The following is a 23021-nucleotide window of genomic DNA, read 5'->3' as shown; positions in this document are numbered from 1 at the left end:
TCCTTAACGTCCCAGATAGACCTCAATCACCTGTTCGTTGGCCTGAACTTCGCGAAGCGCCCCTTCCGCCAGCACCCGCCCCTGGTGCAGCACCGTCACATGGTCGGCGATGGTTTCAACAAAGCCCATATCGTGCTCCACCACCATCAGGGAGTGCTTGCCCGCCAGCGTTTTGAACAGCTCGGCGGTATATTCCGTTTCCGCGTCGGTCATCCCGGCGGCGGGTTCATCCAACAGCAGCAGATGCGGGTCCTGCACCAGCAGCATGCCGATCTCCAGAAACTGCTTTTGCCCGTGGGAAAGCAGCCCGGCGCGGCGGTCGTGCTCGCTGCTAAGGCGCAGCAAAACCAGCATCTCATCGATCCGGTCGCGCTGTTCACCGTTGAGCGTTGCCCGCAGGCTCGCCCAGACGGATTTATCGGTTTTCATGGCGATCTCCAGGTTTTCCCACACCGTCAGCGCTTCAAAAACGGTGGGTTTCTGGAATTTACGCCCGATCCCCTGGCGGGCAATGGCCGCAGGCTCCAGCGCGGTCAGATCGATGGACTGATCGTAAATCGCCCTGCCGCTCTCTGGACGCGTTTTGCCGGTGATGACGTCCATCAGCGTGGTTTTACCGGCTCCGTTGGGGCCGATCACGCAGCGCAGCTCACCCACGCCGATATTCAGCGAGAGATCGGTCAGGGCCTGAAAGCCATCAAAATTGACGTTAATGGCCTCAAGCTGAAGCACCGGGTCGGTCTGCTCGCGGTAACGATCGCCGGGCAACTGGCGGGTAAATAACCCTTCGGCTGGCTGCATTATTTATCTCCCTTTCGAAACAGACCATAGACGCCGCGCGGTAAAAACAGCGTGACGGCGATAAAAATCAACCCCAGAAACAGCTGCCAGTATTCCGGCATCGCGACGGTGAAGAAACTTTTCGCCCCGTTCACCAGCGCCGCGCCAATCACCGGTCCCACCAGCGTGCCGCGCCCGCCCAGCGCCACCCAGATAGCCGCTTCTATCGAGTTCGTTGGTGACATTTCACCGGGGTTGATAATGCCCACCTGCGGCACATACAGCGCCCCCGCCAGACCGCACAGCACGGCAGAGAGCGTCCATACCAGCAGCTTGAAGCCGCGCGGATCGTAGCCGCAAAACGTCAGCCGATTTTCGGCATCACGAACCGCGGTCAGGATGCGGCCAAACTTGCTCTTCGCCAGCGCAAATCCGGTGCCTAACGCCAGGATCAGCAACAGCACGGTGGCCAGAAACAGCGCGATACGGGTGGTCGTTTCCGTCACCGAAAACCCGAGCAGCGTGGTGAAGCCGGTAAAGCCGTTATTGCCGCCAAAACCGGTTTCGTTGCGAAAGAACAGCAGCATCCCGGCATAGGTCAGCGCCTGGGTCATAATCGAGAAGTAGACCCCTTTGATCTTTGAGCGGAAGGCAAACCAGCCAAACACCAGCGCCAGCAGTCCCGGCACCATCACAATCAGCACCAGCGCCCAGGCAAAATGCTGGGTTCCCCACCAGAACCACGGCAGCTCGCTCCAGGAGAGAAACGACATAAACGCGGGCAGACCGTCACCCGCGGCCTGGCGCATCAGGTACATGCCCATCGCGTAGCCGCCCAGCGCGAAGAAGATCCCGTGCCCAAGCGACAGCATCCCGGCATAGCCCCACACCAGATCCAGCGCCACCGCAACGATGGCGTAGCAGAGGATCTTGCCAATCAGGGTCAGCATCCAGGTCGACAGCGCCAGCGGATGCGTCGCAGGCAGTAAGGCGAAAAACGGCAATATCAGCAGACACACCACCAGCAGGCTGCCTGCAAGTTGCTTGGTGCGTGGCGCTTTGCGCGCCAGCGTTAAGGTCAGCGGCTGGCTCATCAGTCAATCACCCTCCCTTTCAGCGCAAACAGCCCCTGGGGGCGTTTCTGAATAAACAGCACGATCGCCACCAGAATCACGATCTTGCCCATCACCGCACCCATCTGCGGTTCAAGAATTTTATTGAAGATCCCCAGACCAAACGCCGCGGCCACGCTGCCTGCCAGCTGGCCTACGCCACCAAGAACGACCACGAGGAAAGAGTCAATAATATAGCCCTGGCCCAGCTCCGGCCCGACGTTACCGAGCTGCGATAGCGCCACGCCGCCTAATCCCGCAATTCCGGAGCCAAGCCCAAACGCCAGCATATCGACGCGCCCTGTCGGTACCCCACAGCAGGCGGCCATGCTGCGGTTTTGCGTCACCGCCCGCACGTTGAGCCCCAGACAGGTTTTGTTCAGAATGAGCCAGGTGAAGAACAGCACCAGCAGCACGAAGCCCAGCACCACAATGCGGTTCCATGGCAGCGTCAGGTTGGCAAAAACCTGCACCCCGCCGGACAGCCATGCCGGGTTCGCCACCTCGAGGTTCTGGGCGCCAAAGGTCATGCGCACCAACTGGATAAGCATCAGGCTGATGCCCCACGTCGCCAGCAGCGTTTCCAGCGGACGACCGTACAAATGGCGGATCACCGTGCGCTCCAGCACCATTCCAATGCCCGCCGTCAGGCAGAACGCGACCGGCAAGGCGATAACGGGATAGAGCGCCAGCCACTGGGGCGCAAGCCCGGCCATCGCCTGCTGCACCATCCAGGTGGCATATGCCCCCAGCATCAGCATCTCGCCGTGGGCCATGTTAATCACGCCCAGCAGGCCGTAGGTGATAGCCAGCCCCAGCGCGGCCAGCAGCAGCACCGACCCCAGGGACAGCCCCATAAACGCCTGGCCCAGCAGATCGCCCCACATCAGGCGGTGCTGGATCTGGATAAGACTCTCCTGCGCGGCGGCGCGAACCCCAGCATCCGGCTCTGTCTGTGCCTGGGTAAACGGGGTAAGTCTGGACTCCACGTCCGGATCGTCAGACTGCCCTAATAATTCGACAGCCTTGCGGCGCACCTCGGCCAGCGGGCTGGCTAGCTGGAGATTCGCCACCGCCAGCAGCAGCGCCTGACGCGCCACTGCGTCCGTTTCATCGTTTACCCGCTTTTCCAGAAAAGCGAGCATCCCGGGCTGGGCATCCCGCTGAAGCTGACGTGCCGCCGATCGCCTTTCGGTGACGCTGTCACTCACCAGCTGATGCGTCGCGATGGCCGTGGCGGCCAGAACGCGCAGCCGGTTGGTCAGACGAACGGCTTTGGTTGGTCCTTCGGCCGCCTTTGCGTCACCGAGCGAGACCATTTGGCCACTGCGCTGCGCAAAGGCGTGCTTTTGGCTGTCGGTATACAAATTTTCCTTTTGCAGCGCCTGTAGCAGCGGCAGCCTAACCGCATCCGGCGCGGCGGCCCACTGCATCAACAAATCCGCCTGCTGGCTGCGGCTGGCGGCAACAAAACGATCGGCATCCGATGCCTGCGCCATCCCTGGCAGCAGTCCGGAAAGCCATACAAGAGCGATGAACAAGCGCATGGCGTTCATGACGTTTCTCCCTGTGGTGATGGCTTAGTTGCTGGCTGTTTTCATCGGCTGGTCGGGCTTTTTGTCATTCCCGGCGATGAACGGGCTCCACGGCTGGGCGCGTACCGGCTGTTCCGTCTGCCACACCACGTTGAACTGACCGTTGCCTTCGATTTCACCGATCATGACCGGCTTATGCAGATGGTGGTTGGTGGCATCCATGGTGAGCGTAAAGCCTGACGGCGCCTTAAAGGACTGACCGGCCATCGCCGCACGCACTTTATCCACGTCGGTAGTGCCCGCTTTTTCCACCGCCTGCGCCCACATATGAATCCCTACGTAAGTCGCTTCCATCGGATCGTTGGTCACCACGGTATCGGCGTTCGGCAGCTTATGCGCTTTGGCATAGGCTTTGTAATCCGCCACGAAGGCCTGGTTTGTCGGATTATCCACGGATTCAAAGTAGTTCCATGCGGCCAGGTTGCCCACCAGCGGTTTGGTGTCGATCCCGCGCAGCTCTTCTTCACCCACGGAGAACGCCACCACCGGCACGTCCGTCGCCTTCAGTCCCTGGTTAGCCAGCTCTTTGTAGAATGGCACGTTGGAATCGCCGTTGATGGTCGACACCACGGCGGTTTTGCCGCCCGCTGAGAATTTTTTGATATTGGCGACGATGGTCTGGTAGTCGCTATGACCAAACGGGGTGTAAACCTCTTCGATGTCCTTATCCTCCACCCCTTTCGAATGCAGGAACGCGCGCAGGATCTTGTTGGTGGTGCGCGGATAGACGTAATCGGTTCCCAGCAGGAAGAAGCGTTTCGCCGCGCCGCCGTCTTCGCTCATCAGGTATTCCACCGCCGGGATCGCCTGCTGGTTCGGCGCCGCGCCGGTATAGAAGACGTTTGGCGACATCTCTTCACCTTCATACTGCACCGGATAGAACAGCAGGCCGTTCAGCTCCTCAAAGACCGGCAGTACGGATTTGCGCGAAACAGACGTCCAGCAGCCGAATACCACCGCCACTTTATCCTGGCTCAGCAGCTGACGGGCCTTCTCGGCAAACAGCGGCCAGTTTGAGGCCGGGTCCACCACCACCGGCTCCAGTTTCTTACCCAGCACGCCGCCTTTGGCGTTGATTTCATCAATCGTCATCAGGGCGACATCCTTCAGCGGGGTCTCGGAGATGGCCATCGTGCCGGAAAGAGAATGCATGATCCCCACTTTGATGGTATCGGCCGCCTGCGCGCCAAAACTCATGCCCATCGCCACGACGGACGCGGATAACGCAAAGGCTTTTAATAAGGTACGACGCTGCATATTTTCACTCCTGAAAAAGAACGCTGTGCGAAAACGTCCGTTACGGCGTGGACGCGGAATTAAAGTGTCAGCGAAGCAGGAGCAAAAAGGATGCCAGAATGAAGATAGCGCTATTTCTGGGAGGGGAACGCCGGATGTAAAAAGAACGTCTCAGAATGGCACAGCGCTGCACTTTTATAATGCAGCGCGGAGGAGGTCGATTTTACCAGACTTCGCTGGCGATCTGCGTGACCAGACGGACTTTGTCCCACTGCTGGGTTTCGCTCAGGCTGTTGCCCTCTTCGGTAGAGGCAAAGCCGCACTGCGGGCTGAGGCAGATCTGCTCTTTCGCCACGTATTTCGCCGCTTCTTCCAGACGAGCTTTAATTCCTTCCGGGTTCTCCAGCTCGCCGTTTTTCGTGGTAATCAGCCCCAGCACCACCTGCTGCTTGCCCGGTCGAACAAAGCGCAATGGCGCGAAATCCCCGCTGCGGTCGTTATCATATTCAAGGAAGAACGCGTCAACGTTGACCGTCCCGAACAGCACTTCCGCCACCGGCTCATAGCCGCCTTCGGAGATCCAGGTGGAACGGAAGTTACCGCGACAGACGTGCAGCCCGATGGTCAGATCGTCCGGCTTGCCTTCCAGCGCCTTGTTCAGAACGCGGGCATAGATACGCGCCAGCTCATCGGCATCATCGCCGCGCTCGCGGATCTGACGGCGCTGATCGTCCGAACAGAGATAGGCCCAGACGGTGTCATCCAGCTGCAGATAACGGCAGCCCGCGTCATAGAAAGCGCGAATGGCATCACGCCAGGTGGCGGCCAGATCGTCGAAATAGACGTTCAGGTCCGGATAGACGGTCGCATCAATGTCTTTGCGACCGCCGCGGAAATGGAGCACGCTCGGGCTGGGAATGGTCATTTTCGGCTGGGCGTTCCCGCTGATGCTTTTCAGATAGCGAAAATCTTCGAGCATTGGATGGTCACCGAAACCCAGCTTGCCGGTGACGCGCACACCGTGGGCTTTGGTTTGCACCCCGTTAAACTGGATGCCCTGCTGTGAATCGTAACGTTCAACGCCCTGCAGTCCGTCGAAGAAGTCGAAGTGCCACCAGGCACGACGAAACTCGCCGTCGGTGACCACGTGCAGGCCGCACGCACACTGCTGCTCAACGACGTGGCGAATGGCCTCATCCTCTACCGCGCGAAGCTGTCCGGCATCGATTTCGCCGCTGGCGAACTTCAGGCGCGCCTGTTTGATGGCATCCGGGCGTAAAAAACTGCCGACTACATCGGCGCGGTACGGGGCGTGGTGTCGTTGCATGGAAATCTCCTCAGTCTGCCGACGGTAATTGCCAGCAGTGATAATTCATTATTTGAAGTTTTAGACTTCTGGATGTCTAAATGTCCAAAAACAATGTCATACCTCACCGGCGTCGGCAAACGAGAAAATTTCACGGGCATTGAAAAAAATTCATCTTCACAGCGCGGCGGCGGTTTCGCTGCTGGCAAAGGCGAACTTTTCATCTTCCCAGCCGGCGATCCCCCCGAGCATGATTTTGACCGGCAGCCCGAGGCGCGCCAGCTTGAGCGCGGCTCTGTCCGCGCCGTTACAGTGCGGCCCTGCGCAGTAGACAACGAACAGCGTGCCTTCAGGCCATTGAGCCATGCGCTCAGCGGTAATCTGGCTCCGCGGCAGATGCAATGCGCCAGGTACGTGACGACGGGCAAACTGCTCCGGGCTCCCCACCACATGCAGCAAAACAAAGTCCTGCTCATTATTGGCGATGGCATGATGCACATCGGCACAGTCGGTTTCGACGCTCAGGCGACGCAGAAAATGGGTAACAGCTTCCTGCGGCTCGGCAGCCGGAAATTCAGTAACATAGCTCATGATCCTTCCTCATCTTTGGCGTTTGTGTTAACACTACTCTATCCACAAATTCAGCCCGTGAATGCGCTCGCTTATGCCAGAAAACAGCAAAAAGATGACAAACTTAAGACAACTTGCCCGCCCGAAGGTGGTCGTGCTGGCGTATGACGGTCTGTGTACCTTTGAGTTTGGGGTGGCGGTGGAAATCTTCGGCCTGCCTCGCCCCGAGCTGGGCGACGAATGGTATCGTTTTGCCGTGGCGGGCGTGGACAGCGGTGAACTTCGGGCGACGGGCGGGATCCGCATCATTACCGATGGCGATATCTCCCTGCTTGAGTCTGCCGATCTGATTGTGGTTCCGGGCTGGCGGGGGCTGGACTCACCGGTTCCGGATGCGCTCTGCGGCGCATTGCGTCAGGCCAGTGTGCGCGGGTGTCAGCTACTCTCCATCTGTTCGGGTGTGTTTGTCCTGGCCGCTACGGGGCTGTTGAATGGACGTAAAGCCACGACGCACTGGCGCTACATTGATACGCTAAAAACCCGTTACCCTGACATCGACGTGGTTGAGGATGTGCTCTACCAGGATGAGGGCGATATACTGACCTCTGCGGGCAGCGCGGCGGGGATCGATCTCTGCCTGCACGTTGTGCGTCGGGATTATGGCATGGAAACCGCCAACAGCGTGGCGCGTCGGCTGGTCATTCCCCCTCACAGGGATGGATCTCAGCCGCAGCAGCTGAGCCGCCCGGTGGCGCAGCTGCGGGAGAGTCAACGTCTCGGCCAGCTGTTTGATTTTCTGCACACGCATCTTATCGACGCGCATAGCGTCGACTCGCTGGCGCGTCGGGTCGGAATGAGCCAGCGCACCTTTCTTCGCCGCTTCGAGGCGGCAACGGGAATGACGCCCGCACGCTGGTTGATCAATGAGCGCCTGCTGCGAGCGAAAGATTATCTGGAAAGCAGCCGGTTAAGCATCGACAGCATCGCGGAACAGACCGGGTTTGGTCAGGCATCGACATTACGTCATCACTTTCGCCAGCAGTTCGCGCTCTCCCCGGCTCAGTATCGCAAACAATTTTCACGTACTGGTACCGCCCGCTGAGGCGTTAGTTTTATGGTTAATACGGAGCACCTGATGGTCACCACACACGTTTTCATCGCAACCAGTCTTGATGGCTACATCGCCCGACAGAATGACGATATCGAGTGGCTGCTGCAGCGCGATGACCCGACTGAGGATCATGGCTATGCGGCGTTCATCGCGGACAAAGAGTGGATCATGATGGGCCGGGGGAGCTATGAGAAGGTGCTGACTTTTGACACATGGCCGTATGATCGGCCCGTGCTGGTGCTTTCCCGACAGCTGGCCGATACGCCCGTGCCCGACGCATTGAGGGGTAAAGTACAGTTTTCCGGCCGCACGCCAAAGGAGGTGCTCGACGATCTGGCGATGCAGAACGTCCATCGCGTCTATCTCGATGGTGGACAGGTGATCCAGTCGTTCCTGCGCGAAGGACTGGTAGCGGATATGGTGATCACGACCGTTCCTGTTCTGCTCGGATCGGGAAAGTCGCTGTTCGGCGCCCTGTCCGGAGATATCGATTTGACGCTGGTATCAAGCCGCAGCTTCCCTTCTGGCCTGGTGCAGTCACATTATCGACTGAAGCCATAAAACCAGGGTAAACACTGAGCAAAAAAAACCGCCAAAAATGGCGGTAAATGCTTGCATGGATAGATTTGTATTTTGGTCTCTACGTCCCGACACTCCATGGCCGGGCTGCGGATCCCATACAACCTAACACCCGTTGTCTTAACGAAGGTTAAACAGTCTTATTAACCTGCATGGGTATTGATCTGCAAATAACGCATAAGCCCCTGTTCAGCGCTCTGTTTTGCGTCATCGTTAATGGCTTCAAGATAAAAGGAGCGTGCGACACCATAAGGTGCTTTTTCAGAGGGATACACCGCGAACTGGAATGTTTTTCCTCTTGCCTGATGAGTGCAATCTAATTCCCAACGCTGATCGTTCACTTTTTTGCTGGTGCAGGCAACGCCACCATAGTCGCTGGTTAAATAGGAACCCACGCGAATTTCTGCAGATTGAATATATTCTGGTTCGTCATTACCTGCATAACGAACCCCTGCAACGGCTACAACAGCCGCCGCCAGAAGCGCAAGCGCTACTATTTTTTTCATTTATAAATGACCTGTTCCTTAGCCCAAGATAACTATTATATAAGATTAATCCTTAATGCAAACATCCAATTGTGGTCCAGAAATGGAGCTTTACAAAGATTAGGATGAATTTTAGGAAATATCCTAATCACTATTCCGAACCCACATTATTTGACATTTTCTTTTCGCTAATTTTAATTTTTAAATAATAACACCAGGAAATAATCGACATGATTATCCGGCATTGTTTTTCAGCGGGGAATCCATGATTAAAAAAGGGTTATCTTTCATAATGCTTATTTGTGCGCTGTTTTCAGGCCAGCTTATGGCCGGGCACAAAGGACATGAATATTTATGGGTAAAGAACGTGGCGCATCAGCTTCGTCATGAAGCCGACAGCGATGAGTTGCGAAGCGCTGCGGAAGAGTCGGCGGAGGGTTTGCGCGAACACCACCTGTGGCAGAAGTCGCGCAAACCGGACACGCACGTCAGGTAATTAACTGCCCTTGCGTTTTGGCAGGGTTTTCATCAGGTCGTCCGGACTGACGGATGCCACAATACTGCCGGGCTGCGGCATTTTGAAGATGTGGTTTTTCATCTTGCCAATCACATGCATTTCGCAAGGACGGCAGTCGAACTTAAGGGTCAGAACTTCGTCACCGTTTACCAGCTGCATTGGGGTGGCCTTCCAGCTCTTAATGTTACCTTTAGCCTGCTTAGGACACAGGTTAAACGCAAAGCGGAGGCAGTGCTTGGTGATCATCACCGGCACATCGCCCTTCTCTTCATGCGCTTCATAGGCCGCGTCGATCAGCTGCACGCCGTGGCGATGATAGAATTCACGTGCTTTATGGTTGTAAACGTTGGCGAGGAAGGACAAATGGGTGTCCGGGTATACTGGCGCAGGGACGGCTTCGGCTTTACGGCTACCGCGCGGATACTGAGCCAGGCGCGCGGCATCCAGCATCTCTGCCGTTTCTCGGCGGAACTGGTTAAGCAGGCTGTTCGGCACGAACAGCGCGTCCGGCAGATTCACGTCGATAGCGCGCGCGTAGTAAATCGTCTGGCCCAGCTTCGCCACGCCATCCTTCAGGCTGCTAAGCGCTTTTTCCGCGTTGTTTGCCACCTCGAAAAGACCATCGAGCGTATGCGTCACGCTGATACCATCTTCACAGGTCATGGTCAGGATCAGCTGCTCTTCCCAGCCGCCCAGCTCAATATCCACGGCGATACGTCGTTCGCTGGAGGTTTTCAGCAGCGCCTGCTGCCAGTTATGATCGAGGTTACGGTTAAGCGCCGCGTTCGGTCGCGCCTTGTAGAGATCGGCTGGCATTTCATTCGGCCATACGCGGTAGCGGTTCTCGCCGGTTTTCTCGACCGTATTCGCACGGAAGCCCACGACTTCGCGCTTAATCATCACGTTAAGGCCATCGCCGTTCGCCAGCGGCTCCGTCACTGCAACATCAAGGTGATCTTTCGCCACTTTCAGCACTTCGCCGACCGGTAAACCGATAAACTTCGGTGAGTCAAACGCGCCGATATCCCCTTTACGGGCATTCACGAAATAGTCCGTGCTGCCGCGGTGGAACGTTTTGTCCGTCGACGGAATAAAGAAATGCTCGGTGCGGCCGGCCGACGCGCGCGCCAGGTCGCCGCGATCCTCAATAATGGCGTCCAGCATCTGGCGATAGTGCGCGGTGATGTTCTTCACGTAGCTCATATCTTTATAGCGCCCTTCAATCTTGAAGGAACGCACGCCCGCGTCGATCAGCGCGCCCAGGTTGGCAGTCTGATCGTTATCCTTCATAGAGAGCAGGTGTTTTTCGAACGCCACGACGCGGCCCTGATCGTCTTTCAGGGTATACGGCAGACGGCAGGCCTGAGAGCAGTCGCCGCGGTTGGCGCTGCGGCCCGTCTGGGCGTGGGAAATATTGCACTGACCGGAATAGGCCACGCATAGCGCGCCGTGGATAAAGAACTCGATCGTCGCGTCTGTCGCCTGATGAATATCGCGGATCTGATTCAGATTCAGCTCGCGCGCGAGGACGATCTGTGAAAAGCCGACGTCGGAGAGAAATTTCGCCTTCTCGACCGTACGGATATCACACTGGGTACTGGCATGCAGTTCAATGGGCGGAATATCCAGCTCAAGCACGCCCATATCCTGAACAATCAGGGCATCCACCCCGGACTGGTAGAGATCGGTAATCAGACGTTGCGCAGGCTCCAGCTCATCATCATGAAGAATGGTGTTCAGGGTCACGAACACTTTCGCCCCGAAACGGTGGGCGAACGGCACCAGTTCAGCAATATCGCTCAGGCTGTTGCTGGCGTTATGGCGGGCACCAAAGCCAGGGCCGCCAATGTAGACGGCGTCAGCGCCATGAAGGATCGCTTCACGGGCTATGGCGGCGTCGCGGGCCGGGCTTAAAAGTTCAAGATGATGGGATTGCAGGCGCATACTTCGTCGTTATCCGTTATGGTCAAAATGGCGGCTATTGTAGTCAGAAGTATGCGTCAGCGAAACAGTTTTGCGTAGCCTCAGCGGGGATAATGAATCAGGGAGTGAAAATGCACCGTCCGGTCGCTGCTGTTGCGGTAGGCGTGCGGTTTATCGCCGGCAAAACGGACGCCCGAATCGGCAGAAATCGTCTGCCACTTGCCGTCAAGCTTCATCTCCAGCTCGCCGCTGACCACCACCACATGTTCAATCACTCCGGCCTCATGCGGCGTGGATTCACTCAGCGCGCCGGGTGCCAGGGTAATGGAGAAATAATCAAATCTGAGCGTCTCGTCCCACGGAAAGAGCGGCTTGACGACCATCGCCTGTTGCTGGGGGTCAAATACCGCCTGCTGGTCCGCCTCCGGCGTGATGAAGGCGGAAAACGGAACGTTCAGTCCCGTGGCAATTTTCCACAGCGTCGACACCGTCGGGCTGGATTCATTGCGCTCGATTTGCCCGAGCATGGCCTTTGACACGCCGGTCTCGTCTGCGAGCTTCGACAAACTCCAGCCGCGCGCCTGGCGCAGCGTTTTCAATGTGGTTGCAAGATGTCGTGTGATGTCCATGTTCCCTCCTGGTGACGACCAGCATACCACTTGTACGCTATAGCGCACAGTGCTACCTTATCCCGGACGCTATAACGCACAACGGAGTTTTCATGCGCCCTTCCTCTCACCTTGTTCCAGTCGCACTGGCTGGATTTGTCGCCGTGCTGGTCGGTTACGCCAGCTCGGCCGCCATCATCTGGCAGGCTGCCGCTGCGGCAGGCGCCAGCGCACAGCAGATTGCGGGCTGGATGACCGCGCTGGGAATTGGGATGGGCGTCAGCACGCTGGCGCTTTCCTGGTGGTACAAGGCGCCGGTCCTGACCGCCTGGTCGACGCCCGGCGCGGCGCTGCTCGCCACCAGCCTGCACGGCGTCACGCTGGCGGAAACCATCGGCGTGTTCATCTTTGCGAACGCGCTTATTTTGCTCTGCGGCATTACCGGGCTCTTCGCCCGTCTGATGAAGCTGATCCCCCATTCGCTTGCTGCCGCCATGCTGGCGGGGGTATTGCTGCAGTTTGGCCTGCACGCGTTTGCGCATCTCGAAGGGCACTTTCTGCTGTGCGGCAGCATGATTGCGGCGTGGCTGATCGCAAAAGCGCTGGCTCCGCGCTATGCCATCGTCGTTACGCTGCTGGTCGGCGGTATTGTGGCCTGGGCGGGAGGTGACGTTGTCACCGATAAGCTCACGCTTTCTCTGGTGATGCCTGAGTTTATTGCACCCGCCTTCACCTTCACAAGCCTGGTGAGTATTGGCGTGCCCTTCTTCCTGGTGACCATGGCCTCGCAAAACGCGCCGGGGTTCGCGACGATGAAGGCCTCCGGTTACCCGCTGGCGGTCTCACCGCTCATCATCGTCACGGGTGGACTGGCGCTGCTGTTTTCTCCGTTTGGCGTCTTTTCTATCTGCATTGCGGCCATTACTGCCGCTATTTGTCAAAGCCCTGATGCGCACCCGGATGCCGATAAACGCTGGCTGGCGGCCATCGCAGCCGGAGGGTTTTATCTGCTGGCGGGGATTTTCGGCGGCTCCATTACCGGGCTGATGGCCGCGCTGCCGCTTAGCTGGATCCAGACGCTCGCCGGTCTGGCGCTGCTGGGCACCATCAGCGGGAGTTTATATCAGGCATTAAGCCACGAAGCGGAGCGCGATGCGGCCATCGTTACATTCCTGATGACCGCGAGCGGCGTCACGATCCTGGGCATCGGTTCGGCATTCTGGGGGCTGGTCTTGGGCGGGGTGTGCTACGCCCTGTTTTCACGCGCTCGCCGCGCGTAGCTGCGAAGGCGTCATGCCCGTTGCGCTGCGAAAGCGGTTGCTGAAATGGCTGGCGGAGTTAAACCCGCAGGCAAGCGCGATCTCCGTCAGCGGCGTCGCCGTGTGCTGGACGAGGGCTTTCGCTTTATCCATTCGCCTCTGCATCACATACTGATGCGGCGCCAGCCCCGTCGACTGGCGGAACATGCGTGCAAAATGGTATTCGCTGAGGGCAGCCTGCGCCGCCAGTTCGGCCAGCGTCAGGGGCTGCCCGAGATTCTCTTCGATAAAGGCGAGGACGTTGCGCAGCACGAAAGGCGATAGCCCGCCGGTCACGACCGGCAGCTTCCACTGCACGTTAGCGTAGTTTTGCAGCAGATGGGTCAGCAGCAGCGTGGAGGCCGTGCTCAGAGTGAGCTGGTTGGCGTGCTGCTGCCAGTCGCAGCCCAGTAAAAACTGGCGATACAGCGTGGTAATCTTCGGGTCGCTACCAAAAATGCGCTCGTCAAGGGTCAGCGATAGCGGGCGCTTGTCCCAGATTTTTTCCCCTACGTCGCGCAGGTGTTCATCGGTGCAGTAGAGATGCACAAACGACAGGTCATCACGGATATCCCACGTCGATTCGCTCTCTTTGGGCATCAAACAGAAACGGTCCGGACCCCCGCCGTTCTTCCAGCCGCCCGGCGTTTTTTGATAGCTTTCGTAGCCGTCAGCCACGTACAGGCTGAGGGTATGATGGTTGCTTTTTACCGTTATCGTATCGTGCTTGTTGTACCACGCTGCCAGCTGAATACCCGAATTCAGCGAGACGGTTTCCCGCAGGACCGCATTCTGTTGGCAAAGCGTTTCAAAGGTATCGTAAGCGTGAGACATAACCGTTAGCGCGTGATTGACCGGAATCTCAGTCTAAGAAGAGTTGTCTCCCGTTGCCAGTCCCCGCGGAAGAAAAAAGCGCAAGATTTTGCAAGTCACCCGCAAGCCGGTGAAAGCCCGTTACGCATCTCAGCGCCATACTGCGTGCTTTCGGGGTTTGAGAAGAGAAAAATATGAACGCATTACTCTATGGACTGGTGGTGGTCATCTGGGGAACCACCTGGATTGCCATTTTTCTGCAGCAGGGTTCCGTGGCGGCGCCCGTCTCTATTTTCTGGCGTTTCGCCGTCGCCAGCCTCACGATGATGATGGTGTTAATCGCCCTGCGACGCCTGCGCACGCTGGCGCTGCGGGATCACCTATATTGCATACTCCAGGGATGCTGCGTTTTCTGCTTTAACTTCTGGTGTTTTTACACCGCAGCCTCGCACATCAACACCGGGCTGGAGTCGGTGATCTTCTCCATGGCGGTACTCTATAACGCCATTAACAGCTTTATTTTCTTCGGGCAGCGCCCGCCCGCGCGGTTCTGGACGGCGGCGGCACTGGGGCTGGTTGGGATCATCACCCTCTTCTGGGACGATCTTCTGGCCAGCGGCTGGAGCGCGTCACTCCTGACCGGGATTGGGCTTTCCGCACTCGGTACCTACGGCTTCTCGCTGGGCAATATGATCAGCATGCGCCATCAGCGCAGAGGACTGGAAACCATGACCACCAACGCCTGGGCGATGCTCTATGGCACGCTGGTGATGGGCTGCATTGCCCTGTTCAGAGGCGACAGCTTTGTGCCGGAATGGACGGTGAGCTATCTCGGTGCGCTGGTGTATCTGGCTCTGTTTGGCTCGGTGATTGCTTTTGGTGCCTACTTCACGCTGGTGGGACGCATTGGTCCAGGCAAAGCGGCCTATAGCACGCTGCTCTTCCCGCTGGTGGCGCTCTCCATCTCCACGGTGTATGAAGGGTACGTCTGGCATATCAACGGTATCGTGGGGTTAGTGCTGATTCTGGGAGGTAATATGGTGATGTTTACCAAACCGGAAACCTGGTTCAGGCGCTTACGGATGGCATAAATAAAAAGGCCTGCATTACGCAGGCCGTTTTATTTTATTTTGCGGTCTTTTTCACATCAAACATGGTGGCATCCGTCGCCATGTCATCAACAACCTGCTTCAGCGTTGCAAAGGTCATTGGTGTGCTTTCGTTATTCAGCTCTTTACCTTCGCCTTTACGAACTACTTTAATGACCGGCTTGCCGGTTTTCGCATCAATTAACTCACCTTCAAAGTACAGGTGGGTATCCATTGTACGGTGACCCGTCGCCATTTGCGTACCCGCTACAACCAGCGCAACAGGCACCACTTCATAGAATTGCAGACCTTCTTTCTTCGAGCTTACCCCGGTAATCGCACCGCGGAAGATCAGGCTGCGCGGCCCTGGCGTAGTGACGATAGGTTTACGCTGGCCAACCGCGGTTTTCATTTTGTTATTGGTATAACTCAGCAACTCATCCAGCGTTTTTTGACCAATCTGCGTAGTTGGTTTTGGAACGGGATAATACGTAATCGGATTCCAGACGATACTGTCATAATTGGCTTCGTTATATGACGGGTCAACCCAACGCAATGTTGGTTTGCCCGTTGCTGACGTGGTTTCCTTCAAGCCAGAATAGTTTTTTAAATAGCCTGAGTATTGTTCCGGGGCGGCGACTTTTGAAGAACAGCCCGCTAACGCCAACAGACCAGTAAGCACTGCAACTTTAAAAAAAGTTTGAGTACGCATGATAGTTTTCCATGTTATCTGCAAGTATGCATTTGAAGTTATAGCAAAAGACTGGCGGGTTTGTTGTGACAAAAAATGATGCGGTGAGCACAAATTGCAAAAAGACTGCCCGGAGGCGCACCGGGCAGTGAAAAATTACTGATTTATATCCAGTTGCCAGAACAGATGTTTGCCAAACGGGTCGATTTCATAGCCCGTCACCTCCTTGCGCACCGGTTCGAAAATGGTTGAATGCGCAATCATCACCGCGGGCATCTGGTCATGCATAATCTGCTGAGCCTCTTTATACAGCGCCACGCGTTTATCGCGATCGGTCGTTGATTTTGCTTCCGCAATAATTTTATCAAAAGGCTTATAGCACCATTTCGCCGAATTTGAGCCGCCGTTTGCCGAGGTACAGGTAAACAGCGGACCAAAGAAGTTATCGGGATCGCCCGTTGCGGTCGTCCAGCCCATCAGCGCGGCCTGATGTTCGCCGCCCTTCACGCGCTTAAGGTATTCACCCCATTCGTAGGTGACGATTTTGGTCTGTACGCCGATTTTCGCCCAGTCCGCCTGAATCATCTCCGCCATGCGTTTCGCATTCGGATTGTAAGGACGCTGCACCGGCATCGCCCACAGGTCGACGCTCACGCCACTGGCAAAACCGGCCTCTTTCAGCAGAGCTTTCGCCTTTTCGGGATCGTAATCATAATCCTTAAGCTCGCTGTCGGCGCTCCAGACGCCCGGCGGCAGCAGATTCTTCGCCACGGTGCCGGTACCGTGGAACACCGCATCAATAATCGCCGGTTTGTTGATGGCCATCGCCAGCGCCTGACGGACCTTCACGTTATCCAGCGGCGGCTTCTGCGTGTTGAACGCCAGGAAGCCGGTATTCAGCCCCGCCTTACTCATCAGATTAATGTCTTTGTTGGCCTTCATGCGCGGCAGATCGGCCGGATTCGGGAACGGCATCACCTGACATTCATTCTTCTCAATTTTGGCAAAACGCACTGAGGCATCCGGGGTGATGCTGAACACCAGCCTGTCCAGCTTCGATTTTCCCTGCCAGTAGTCGGCAAACGCAGTGAACAGGATCCGGGAGTCCTTCTGATATTGCGCCAGCTTAAACGGCCCGGTGCCGATGGGTTCCATATCCACCTTCTCCGGCGTGCCTGCTTTCAGCATCGCGTCGGCATACTCCGCTGAAAGGATTGAGGCAAAATACCAGGCCAGATCGGCGACAAACGGCGCTTCCGGGTGCGCCAGGGTAAAGCGCACGGTATGGTCATCGACTTTATCAATGCTGGTTATCAGGCTGCCAAACTCCAGGCTTTCGAAGTTGGAGTAGCTGCCGTTAGAGACCTTGTGGTAAGGATGATTCACGTCTTTCTGCCGCATAAACGAGAAAATCACGTCGTCGGCGTTAAAGTCGCGGGTCGGCGTAAAGGATTTATTGCTCTGGAACTTCACGCCTTTACGCAGATGGAAGGTATAAACCTTGCCGTCGTCGCTCACCTCCCAGCGCTCCGCCAGGCTCGGCACCAGCTCCGTGGTACCGGGTTTGAAATCAACCAGACGGTTATAGACCGGCACGGCGCTGGCGTCCACGCTGGTTCCCGAGGTGTATAATTGAGGATTAAAGTTTTCCGGCGATCCTTCGGAACAATACACCAGCGTTTTCGCGGCAACGGCGGAACTGACCGTGAGTGCAGCGAGTGCCAGCGCTATAGTTGTGAGTTTGCTTTTCATCATTTATTCCTGTCTTTTTAATTCGACGGCTAATTAATTCTTTTGCCATTTCATAAATAACATTAAAGTGAAGTGGCAAACACCTGAAAAATAAATAAGGAATAAATCACTATGGGCTCGCCGCTTTCCAGACAATTAACGCACCGTTTTTTCCGCTATCTCGCGATCACCAGCCAGAGCGATCCCAAAGTCAAAACCCTGCCCTCAACGCCGGGCCAGCACGACATGGCGCGGGAGCTTGCGCAGGAGCTGGCACAGCTGGGGTTAGACGATATTGTGATTGATGAATTCGCCACGGTAACGGCGGTAAAAAAAGGCAACGTGCCCGGTGCGCCGCGCATCGGCTTTATTACCCATATTGATACCGTCGACGTGGGACTTTCACCGGATATTCATCCACAAATATTAACCTTTACCGGTGAAGATCTCTGTCTGAATAAAGAGAAAGACATCTGGCTGCGGGTTAAAGAGCATCCGGAAATTCTGGCTTATCCGAATGAGGAGATTATTTTCAGCGACGGTACCAGCGTATTGGGCGCCGATAATAAATCGGCGGTCACGGTGGTCATGACGGTGCTGGAAAACCTGACGGCGGAACATCAGCATGGGGATATCGTCGTGGCGTTTGTGCCTGACGAAGAGATCGGCCTGAACGGCGCCAAGGCACTCGATCTAAAGCGCTTCGACGTCGACTTTGCCTGGACCATCGACTGCTGCGAGCTGGGGGAAATTGTCTACGAGAATTTTAATGCGGCAGCCGCGGAGATCCGTTTTACCGGCGTGACGGCGCACCCGATGTCCGCCAAAGGCGTGCTGGTGAATCCCCTGCTGATGGCGACTGACTACATCAACCATTTTGACCGCCAGCAAACGCCGGAGTGCACCGAGGGACGTGAAGGCTATATCTGGTTTAACGGCATTCAGGCCGGACAGAACGAGGCCGTTCTAAAGGCCAATATCCGCGACTTTGACAAGGACAGCTTTGCCGCCCGCAAGCAGCAGATTGCCGACGTTGCCGCGCTGATTGCCGCCCAACATCCAACGGCCAGGGTGGACTATCGCATTGAAGATACCTACAGCAATATCAGCAATGCGATTGGCGAAGACCGACGCGCCATCGATCTGATGTTCGAGGCAATGGAATCGCTAGGCATCACGCCGAAACCGACGCCGATGCGCGGCGGCACCGACGGCGCGGCGCTCTCGGCTAAAGGGCTACTCACCCCGAACTTCTTCACCGGGGCGCATAACTTCCACTCGAAGTTTGAATTCCTGCCGTTGTCGTCGTTCGAGGCGTCTTACAAGACTGCTCTCCAGCTCTGCCTGCTGGCCGCCCGTTAAGCGGGCTTGCGCGCCAGCATTGTGGCAAAGCGCAGCTTGATGCGGTTGCCGTTTTCATCGGTACGGTGCAGTTCGCCAACGTCTTCGTTGTATTTGAGCAACTCCCAGCCTTCGTAGTAGTTGCTCAGCTCACCGCTTTTAAACGCAAACGGGAAGCCGACGGTGCACGGGTAATCCGCCGTATCCATGGCGGCAACGATCAGGTTGTAACCGCCCGGCCTCGTGCAGCGCTGCATGTTGGCAATAAGGCCCGGGATGGTTTTTGACTCCAGGAACATTAGCACCACGGTGGAGAGAATAAAATCGTACTCGCCGTCAAAGCTCAGGTTGTTCAAATCCTTAATCGCGGTATGCAGATTAGCGATCCCTTCTTCCGCTTTGATGCGCTCGATATTGTCGATGCTCATCGGGTTCTTGTCCCATGCGGTCACGTCGTACCCATTGGCCGCGAGGTACAGGCTGTTACGGCCGTTGCCGCAGCCCAGATCGAGCGTTTTACCGGGCTTCACAATCTCCGCGCTGTACAGCACCTCTGAATGGGTACGAGTTAAGCCATATTTCTCTGTGAAGTAATTCTCATCGACGGTCATTGTTTTTCCTGCGTTCGCATAAAGTGAAATTGCATTTTACATGCCATTTTAAGGTGTTTACCGTCTGGTTGCCAGCCGTTCTAAAACCGAAAAATTTGCTACGTTTAGTGAAGACGCATACCAGAGATCAAACGATGAAAAAATACCGGCTCAGCGATGAAACCCGCCTCTGGCAATGGAAAAACGGCGAAACCACCCACTCTGCGACGTTGCGGCAGATCGTCGCGACGGCGGACTTTAACGACGTGACGGCCGGCACGAAAGGCGGCTGGATTGACGATGAGCGCGCCCTCGCGCAGGACGGCGACTGCTGGATCTACGACGAAAACAGCGTGGTGTTCGCGGGTGCAACCGTGTCCGGCAACGCGCGCCTTACCCTTCCGTGCATCATTAGCCATGACGCGCATATCGGCGACAGCTGCTGGCTGGACGGCGCGGAGGTCAGCCACGGGGCGCGCATAAGTGACAACGTCACCATTCAGCAGTCCTGCGTACGCGGCGAGTGTCATATCTACGGCGAAGCACGCGTGCTGCATCACAGCGTGGTGATTGCTGCCAAAGGGTTAACGCCGGACCATGAACAGATCCTACAAATCTACGATAAGGCGACGGTCAGCCAGTCGCGCATTGTGCACCAGGCGCAAATCTACGGTGAGGCAATGGTTAATTGTGCCTTTGTTGAGCACCGGGCCGAAGTCTTCGACAACGCGATCCTCGAGGGTAACGATCTGAACAACGTCTGGGTGTGCGACTGCGCAAAAGTCTATGGTAACGCCCGCGTGATAGCCGGGTTTGACGACGATGCTATCCCCACGGTGCGCTACAGCTCGCAGATTGCAGAGAATGCCGTGGTCGAAGGCAACTGCGTCATCAAGCATCACGTCCTGATTGGCGGTCAGGCCTGGCTGCGCGGCGGGCCGATCATGCTGGATGATAAAGTGGTGATCCAGGGGCGCGCGCGCATCAGCGGAGATGTGCTTATCGAACACCGGGTTGAAATCACCGACGATGCGGTCATTGAAGCGTTTGCCGGCGAGAGCATTCACCTGCGCGGCGAAAAAGTGATTAACGGCGAACAGCACATCACCCGCACGCCGCTGCTGGGGGCGTTATAGGGTACAGATCCTGCCGTAGATATTCACATCGTCAAAGCGGCCATTCAGGTATTCCGCTTCCCGCAGGCACCCTTCCAGCGTAAAACCGTTGCGCACGGCAACGCTGTTGCTGTGCTGATTCGCCACCCGACACTTGATCACAAAACGGCGGATCTCACCGCGTTCGACGTAGTAGCGCATAAATGCCTGCAGAGACCGGGAGAGAATGCCCTGCCCCTGGTGGGCTTCATCCAGCCAGTAGCCGATGTAGCCAGCTTTGTTGGTCGGTTCAATCGTGTTAAACGACAGCACGCCAACCAGCGCACCATCCTTGAAGATCATAAACATTTTGGCGTAGCCGCGCTGGTGCAGCATCTGGTTACTCTGCACGTTACGGCGGGTATCCTCTTCGCTGCCCACGTGCTGCGCCCAGTCAAAGGCGGTTTGCAGGAAGGCTCTGTTTTTGACGACGAGATTGTGCAGGTCGGTGGCGTAATGTTCTTCGACGGAACGCAGTTCGATGTGTTGTGAAACGGGAATGATTTCTGAAGACATGGTGCCTCTCAATTGCCGGGTGGCGCTAGCGCTTACCCGGCCTACAGTATCGAAACACAGGCCGGGTAAGGCGAAGCCGCCACCCGGCACAAGGGTTAACGCATTACCCTGTCATCAACATACTGACGTTTATCCGGCGCTGGCGGGAAATACTGGTACAGCCAGGTTTCGCTGATGGCGTCGCCCTGGCAGCGCAGGAACAGGCGCATATCCACCGGCTCCGTCGAATCCGACGTCGGGTACCAGTCAAAAAGAATGCGATAGCCGTCAAACGGCTCAACGTAGAGGATCTCCACCTGCTTCGCTTCGCCGCTGGAGAGCGTAATCACCGGCTCGATGCCTTTTGGCGCAGCGGCCTTCAGGTCGCCGCCGACGAAGTCGATGGCAAAGCGACGGGCCCACACTTTCGGGTAGTTTTCGCCCGGAGCCCAGCCTTCCGGGAACCCACCCATACCGGTACGGGTGGCGAAGACGTTGGCCAGCGGAGAACGCACCGGCGGCATGGCGCTCCAGTACAGACGATATTTAAAGTCCAGCTCGTCGCCCGCTTTCACCGCTTTTTCCGGCTGCCAGAAGCAGACCACGTTATCCAGCGTTTCACCGGTGGTCGGGATCTCCATCAGGCCAACCGCGCCTTTACCCCAGTCGTTACGCGGTTCAACCCACAGGCTCGGGCGTTTGTTATACCAGCCCATCACGTCCTGATAGTGCGAGAAATCGCGATCGAGCTGCAGCAGGCCGAACCCTTTCGGGTTTTTGTCCATATAGGCGTTGAACTGCAGCTTCTGCGGGTTGTTCAGCGGACGACAAATCCACTCCCCGTTGCCGCGCCACATCGCCAGGCGGTCGGAGTCATGAATTTGCGGATGAATGGTGTCGCACATGCGGCGTTCGTTATTGCCGCAGCTGAACATGCTGGTCATCGGTGCGATACCAAGCTGCTTGATATCCTTCCGCGCGTAGAGGTGGTTTTCCACCTCCATGATCACCTGGCTCTTCTCGCAGTGGATCACGAACTTATAGGCGCCGGTGATGCTTGGGCTATCCAGCAGCGTATAGACGGTAAAGGTCGTGTCGCCGGGCTTAACGGTTTCAAACCAGAAGGAGGTAAAGTCCGGGAACTCTTCCGGCGTGTCGGTAAAGGTGTCTACCGCCAGACCGCGGGCAGAAAGGCCGTACTGGTAAGTGTCATCCACTGCGCGGAAATAGCTCGCGCCCAGGAAAGAGACGATATCGCGACGCGCCAACTCCGGCGCCTTAAACGCGCGGAAGCCCGCAAAGCCGAGATCGCTTTGCCCTTCCAGCTGTTTGGTATCCACACCCGTTTCGCCGTAGCTGAACAGCTCCGGACGGAAGTGGATCTCGCGCGCCATAGAGGTGGACTGGTCCAGCGAGAACATCCGCACGCGACGGCGGAACCCCATTCCCATATGGAAGAACTGCACGTCCAGCTGACGCCCTTCAATGTTGTTCCACAGTGACTGTTTTTCATCGTAGCGGATGGCATTGTACGCCTGCGGCGTCATCGTCGCCAGCGTCTCCGGCAGCGGACGCGGTGCGCCACCCCACGGGGTTTTCGCCAGGTCATGCGCCATGGATTGCAGTACGGAGAAGTCAAAACGACGGCTCTGGCCGTCAGCAATGTCAGAGTCGGCAGCGTATGCCGCTTTGGAAAACAGGGAAGCAAGGCCGGATGTGCCGCTCAGGGCTGCCACTGCCAGCGAGCCTTTTAGAAAACGTCTGCGATTCATGCCTGGAAAAACGTCCTTATGGTCGTGTGAATGTGTTCCGCGCTCGGCGAAATGACGGCAAGAAAGAACGCACAGCCTAAACAAAAATGGTTAAGAATCCAATTGTTGGCCGGTGATTATCTGAACAAAGTGAGAAATATTTTCTGTCGACCAGAACGGCCCGAAAGTGGTGTAAAGAAAGCCTGGAAAATGTGTATAAAAATGCCCCGTCAGGACATCAGCCGAC

At 56.7% G+C, this 23021-nt stretch carries 22 protein-coding genes; 7 read left to right on the top strand and 15 right to left on the bottom strand.

The window, feature by feature from the left end; all coding sequences use genetic code 11:
• Positions 1-3: 3 nt before the first annotated feature.
• The 6 genes from urtD to ACMGG5_RS17630 form a co-directional block, all read right to left on the bottom strand.
• Positions 4-801: an urea ABC transporter ATP-binding protein UrtD gene (gene urtD, locus ACMGG5_RS17655; protein ID WP_420278268.1), complete on the bottom strand. Its 798-nt coding sequence runs from the start codon at positions 799-801 to the stop codon at positions 4-6.
• Positions 801-1874: an urea ABC transporter permease subunit UrtC gene (gene urtC, locus ACMGG5_RS17650; protein WP_420278267.1), complete on the bottom strand. Its 1074-nt coding sequence runs from the start codon at positions 1872-1874 to the stop codon at positions 801-803. Before urtC ends, urtD begins: the two co-directional genes overlap by 1 nt.
• Complete coding sequence (gene urtB / locus ACMGG5_RS17645; protein ID WP_420278266.1) at positions 1874-3448, bottom strand: urea ABC transporter permease subunit UrtB; 1575 nt, start codon at positions 3446-3448, stop codon at positions 1874-1876. Before urtB ends, urtC begins: the two co-directional genes overlap by 1 nt.
• Positions 3449-3472: 24 nt before the next feature.
• Complete coding sequence (gene urtA, locus ACMGG5_RS17640; protein ID WP_008502246.1) at positions 3473-4744, bottom strand: urea ABC transporter substrate-binding protein; 1272 nt, start codon at positions 4742-4744, stop codon at positions 3473-3475.
• 202 nt (positions 4745-4946) lie between these two features.
• The gene (locus tag ACMGG5_RS17635) at positions 4947-6050 is read right to left on the bottom strand and encodes a cobalamin-independent methionine synthase II family protein (protein ID WP_420278265.1); all 1104 of its coding nucleotides are present in this window, start codon (positions 6048-6050) and stop codon (positions 4947-4949) included.
• Positions 6051-6206: 156 nt separating this feature from the next.
• The gene (locus ACMGG5_RS17630; RefSeq protein ID WP_061715159.1) at positions 6207-6620 is read right to left on the bottom strand and encodes a rhodanese-like domain-containing protein; all 414 of its coding nucleotides are present in this window, start codon (positions 6618-6620) and stop codon (positions 6207-6209) included.
• A gap of 73 nt (positions 6621-6693) precedes the next feature.
• Here ACMGG5_RS17630 and ftrA point away from each other — a divergent pair, with 73 nt between their 5' ends.
• Together ftrA and ACMGG5_RS17620 are read left to right on the top strand one after the other, a co-directional pair.
• Positions 6694-7701 (top strand): transcriptional regulator FtrA, encoded by a 1008-nt coding sequence (gene ftrA, locus ACMGG5_RS17625; protein ID WP_248272041.1) that lies wholly within the window; start codon positions 6694-6696, stop codon positions 7699-7701.
• Between the two features lie 33 nt (positions 7702-7734).
• On the top strand, positions 7735-8271 hold the full coding sequence (locus ACMGG5_RS17620; protein WP_420278264.1) for a dihydrofolate reductase family protein: 537 nt from the start codon (positions 7735-7737) through the stop codon (positions 8269-8271).
• Between the two features lie 161 nt (positions 8272-8432).
• Here the strand turns inward: ACMGG5_RS17620 and ACMGG5_RS17615 are convergent, their stop codons facing one another.
• Positions 8433-8795: a hypothetical protein gene (locus ACMGG5_RS17615; protein WP_024908434.1), complete on the bottom strand. Its 363-nt coding sequence runs from the start codon at positions 8793-8795 to the stop codon at positions 8433-8435.
• A gap of 244 nt (positions 8796-9039) precedes the next feature.
• Here ACMGG5_RS17615 and ACMGG5_RS17610 point away from each other — a divergent pair, with 244 nt between their 5' ends.
• Complete coding sequence (locus ACMGG5_RS17610) at positions 9040-9270, top strand: DUF2554 family protein (protein ID WP_024908433.1); 231 nt, start codon at positions 9040-9042, stop codon at positions 9268-9270.
• Here the strand turns inward: ACMGG5_RS17610 and ACMGG5_RS17605 are convergent, their stop codons facing one another.
• Both ACMGG5_RS17605 and ACMGG5_RS17600 read right to left on the bottom strand, forming a co-directional pair.
• Positions 9271-11235, bottom strand: coding sequence for a peptidase U32 family protein (locus ACMGG5_RS17605; protein ID WP_024908432.1), 1965 nt, complete (start codon positions 11233-11235; stop codon positions 9271-9273).
• An 80-nt stretch (positions 11236-11315) separates the two neighbouring features.
• Entirely contained in the window at positions 11316-11843 is a 528-nt protein-coding gene (locus ACMGG5_RS17600) for a helix-turn-helix domain-containing protein (protein WP_048991135.1), read from the bottom strand.
• 71 nt (positions 11844-11914) lie between these two features.
• Here ACMGG5_RS17600 and ACMGG5_RS17595 point away from each other — a divergent pair, with 71 nt between their 5' ends.
• Positions 11915-13102, top strand: coding sequence for a benzoate/H(+) symporter BenE family transporter (locus ACMGG5_RS17595; protein WP_267215197.1), 1188 nt, complete (start codon positions 11915-11917; stop codon positions 13100-13102).
• Here the strand turns inward: ACMGG5_RS17595 and ACMGG5_RS17590 are convergent.
• Positions 13082-13954: a helix-turn-helix transcriptional regulator gene (locus ACMGG5_RS17590; protein ID WP_267216485.1), complete on the bottom strand. Its 873-nt coding sequence runs from the start codon at positions 13952-13954 to the stop codon at positions 13082-13084. The genes ACMGG5_RS17595 and ACMGG5_RS17590 overlap by 21 nt on opposite strands.
• Positions 13955-14127: 173 nt before the next feature.
• On the opposite strand from ACMGG5_RS17590, the gene ACMGG5_RS17585 reads away from it, so the two are divergent.
• Positions 14128-15024: a DMT family transporter gene (locus ACMGG5_RS17585; protein ID WP_024908428.1), complete on the top strand. Its 897-nt coding sequence runs from the start codon at positions 14128-14130 to the stop codon at positions 15022-15024.
• A gap of 34 nt (positions 15025-15058) precedes the next feature.
• On the opposite strand, the gene ACMGG5_RS17580 is transcribed toward ACMGG5_RS17585, so the two are convergent.
• Complete coding sequence (locus ACMGG5_RS17580) at positions 15059-15733, bottom strand: DUF3313 domain-containing protein (protein ID WP_032647158.1); 675 nt, start codon at positions 15731-15733, stop codon at positions 15059-15061.
• Positions 15734-15868: 135 nt separating this feature from the next.
• Complete coding sequence (locus ACMGG5_RS17575) at positions 15869-17464, bottom strand: ABC transporter substrate-binding protein (protein WP_290094955.1); 1596 nt, start codon at positions 17462-17464, stop codon at positions 15869-15871.
• Positions 17465-17575: 111 nt separating this feature from the next.
• Between ACMGG5_RS17575 and pepT the strand changes: the two genes are divergently transcribed.
• Entirely contained in the window at positions 17576-18805 is a 1230-nt protein-coding gene (gene pepT, locus ACMGG5_RS17570; RefSeq protein WP_420278263.1) for a peptidase T, read from the top strand.
• Here pepT and tehB read toward each other — a convergent pair.
• Positions 18802-19395, bottom strand: coding sequence for a tellurite resistance methyltransferase TehB (gene tehB, locus ACMGG5_RS17565; RefSeq protein WP_048991127.1), 594 nt, complete (start codon positions 19393-19395; stop codon positions 18802-18804). The two genes, pepT and tehB, sit on opposite strands and share 4 nt — an antisense overlap.
• A gap of 134 nt (positions 19396-19529) precedes the next feature.
• Between tehB and ydcK the strand changes: the two genes are divergently transcribed.
• Positions 19530-20510 (top strand): YdcK family protein, encoded by a 981-nt coding sequence (gene ydcK / locus ACMGG5_RS17560; RefSeq protein ID WP_420278262.1) that lies wholly within the window; start codon positions 19530-19532, stop codon positions 20508-20510.
• Here ydcK and rimL read toward each other — a convergent pair.
• Both rimL and ACMGG5_RS17550 read right to left on the bottom strand, forming a co-directional pair.
• On the bottom strand, positions 20505-21044 hold the full coding sequence (gene rimL / locus ACMGG5_RS17555) for a 50S ribosomal protein L7/L12-serine acetyltransferase (RefSeq protein ID WP_148769343.1): 540 nt from the start codon (positions 21042-21044) through the stop codon (positions 20505-20507). The genes ydcK and rimL overlap by 6 nt on opposite strands.
• Positions 21045-21139: 95 nt before the next feature.
• Positions 21140-22795 carry a glucan biosynthesis protein D gene (locus ACMGG5_RS17550; RefSeq protein ID WP_090416997.1) on the bottom strand — a complete coding sequence of 552 codons (1656 nt, stop codon included), beginning with the start codon at positions 22793-22795 and terminating at the stop codon, positions 21140-21142.
• Positions 22796-23021 lie beyond the last annotated feature (226 nt).

Source organism: Enterobacter sp. BNK-34, assembly GCF_048684445.1.
In the GTDB taxonomy this organism is placed as follows: Bacteria; Pseudomonadota; Gammaproteobacteria; order Enterobacterales; family Enterobacteriaceae; genus Enterobacter; species Enterobacter pseudoroggenkampii.
This window is presented reverse-complemented; position numbering and strand designations above follow the sequence as displayed.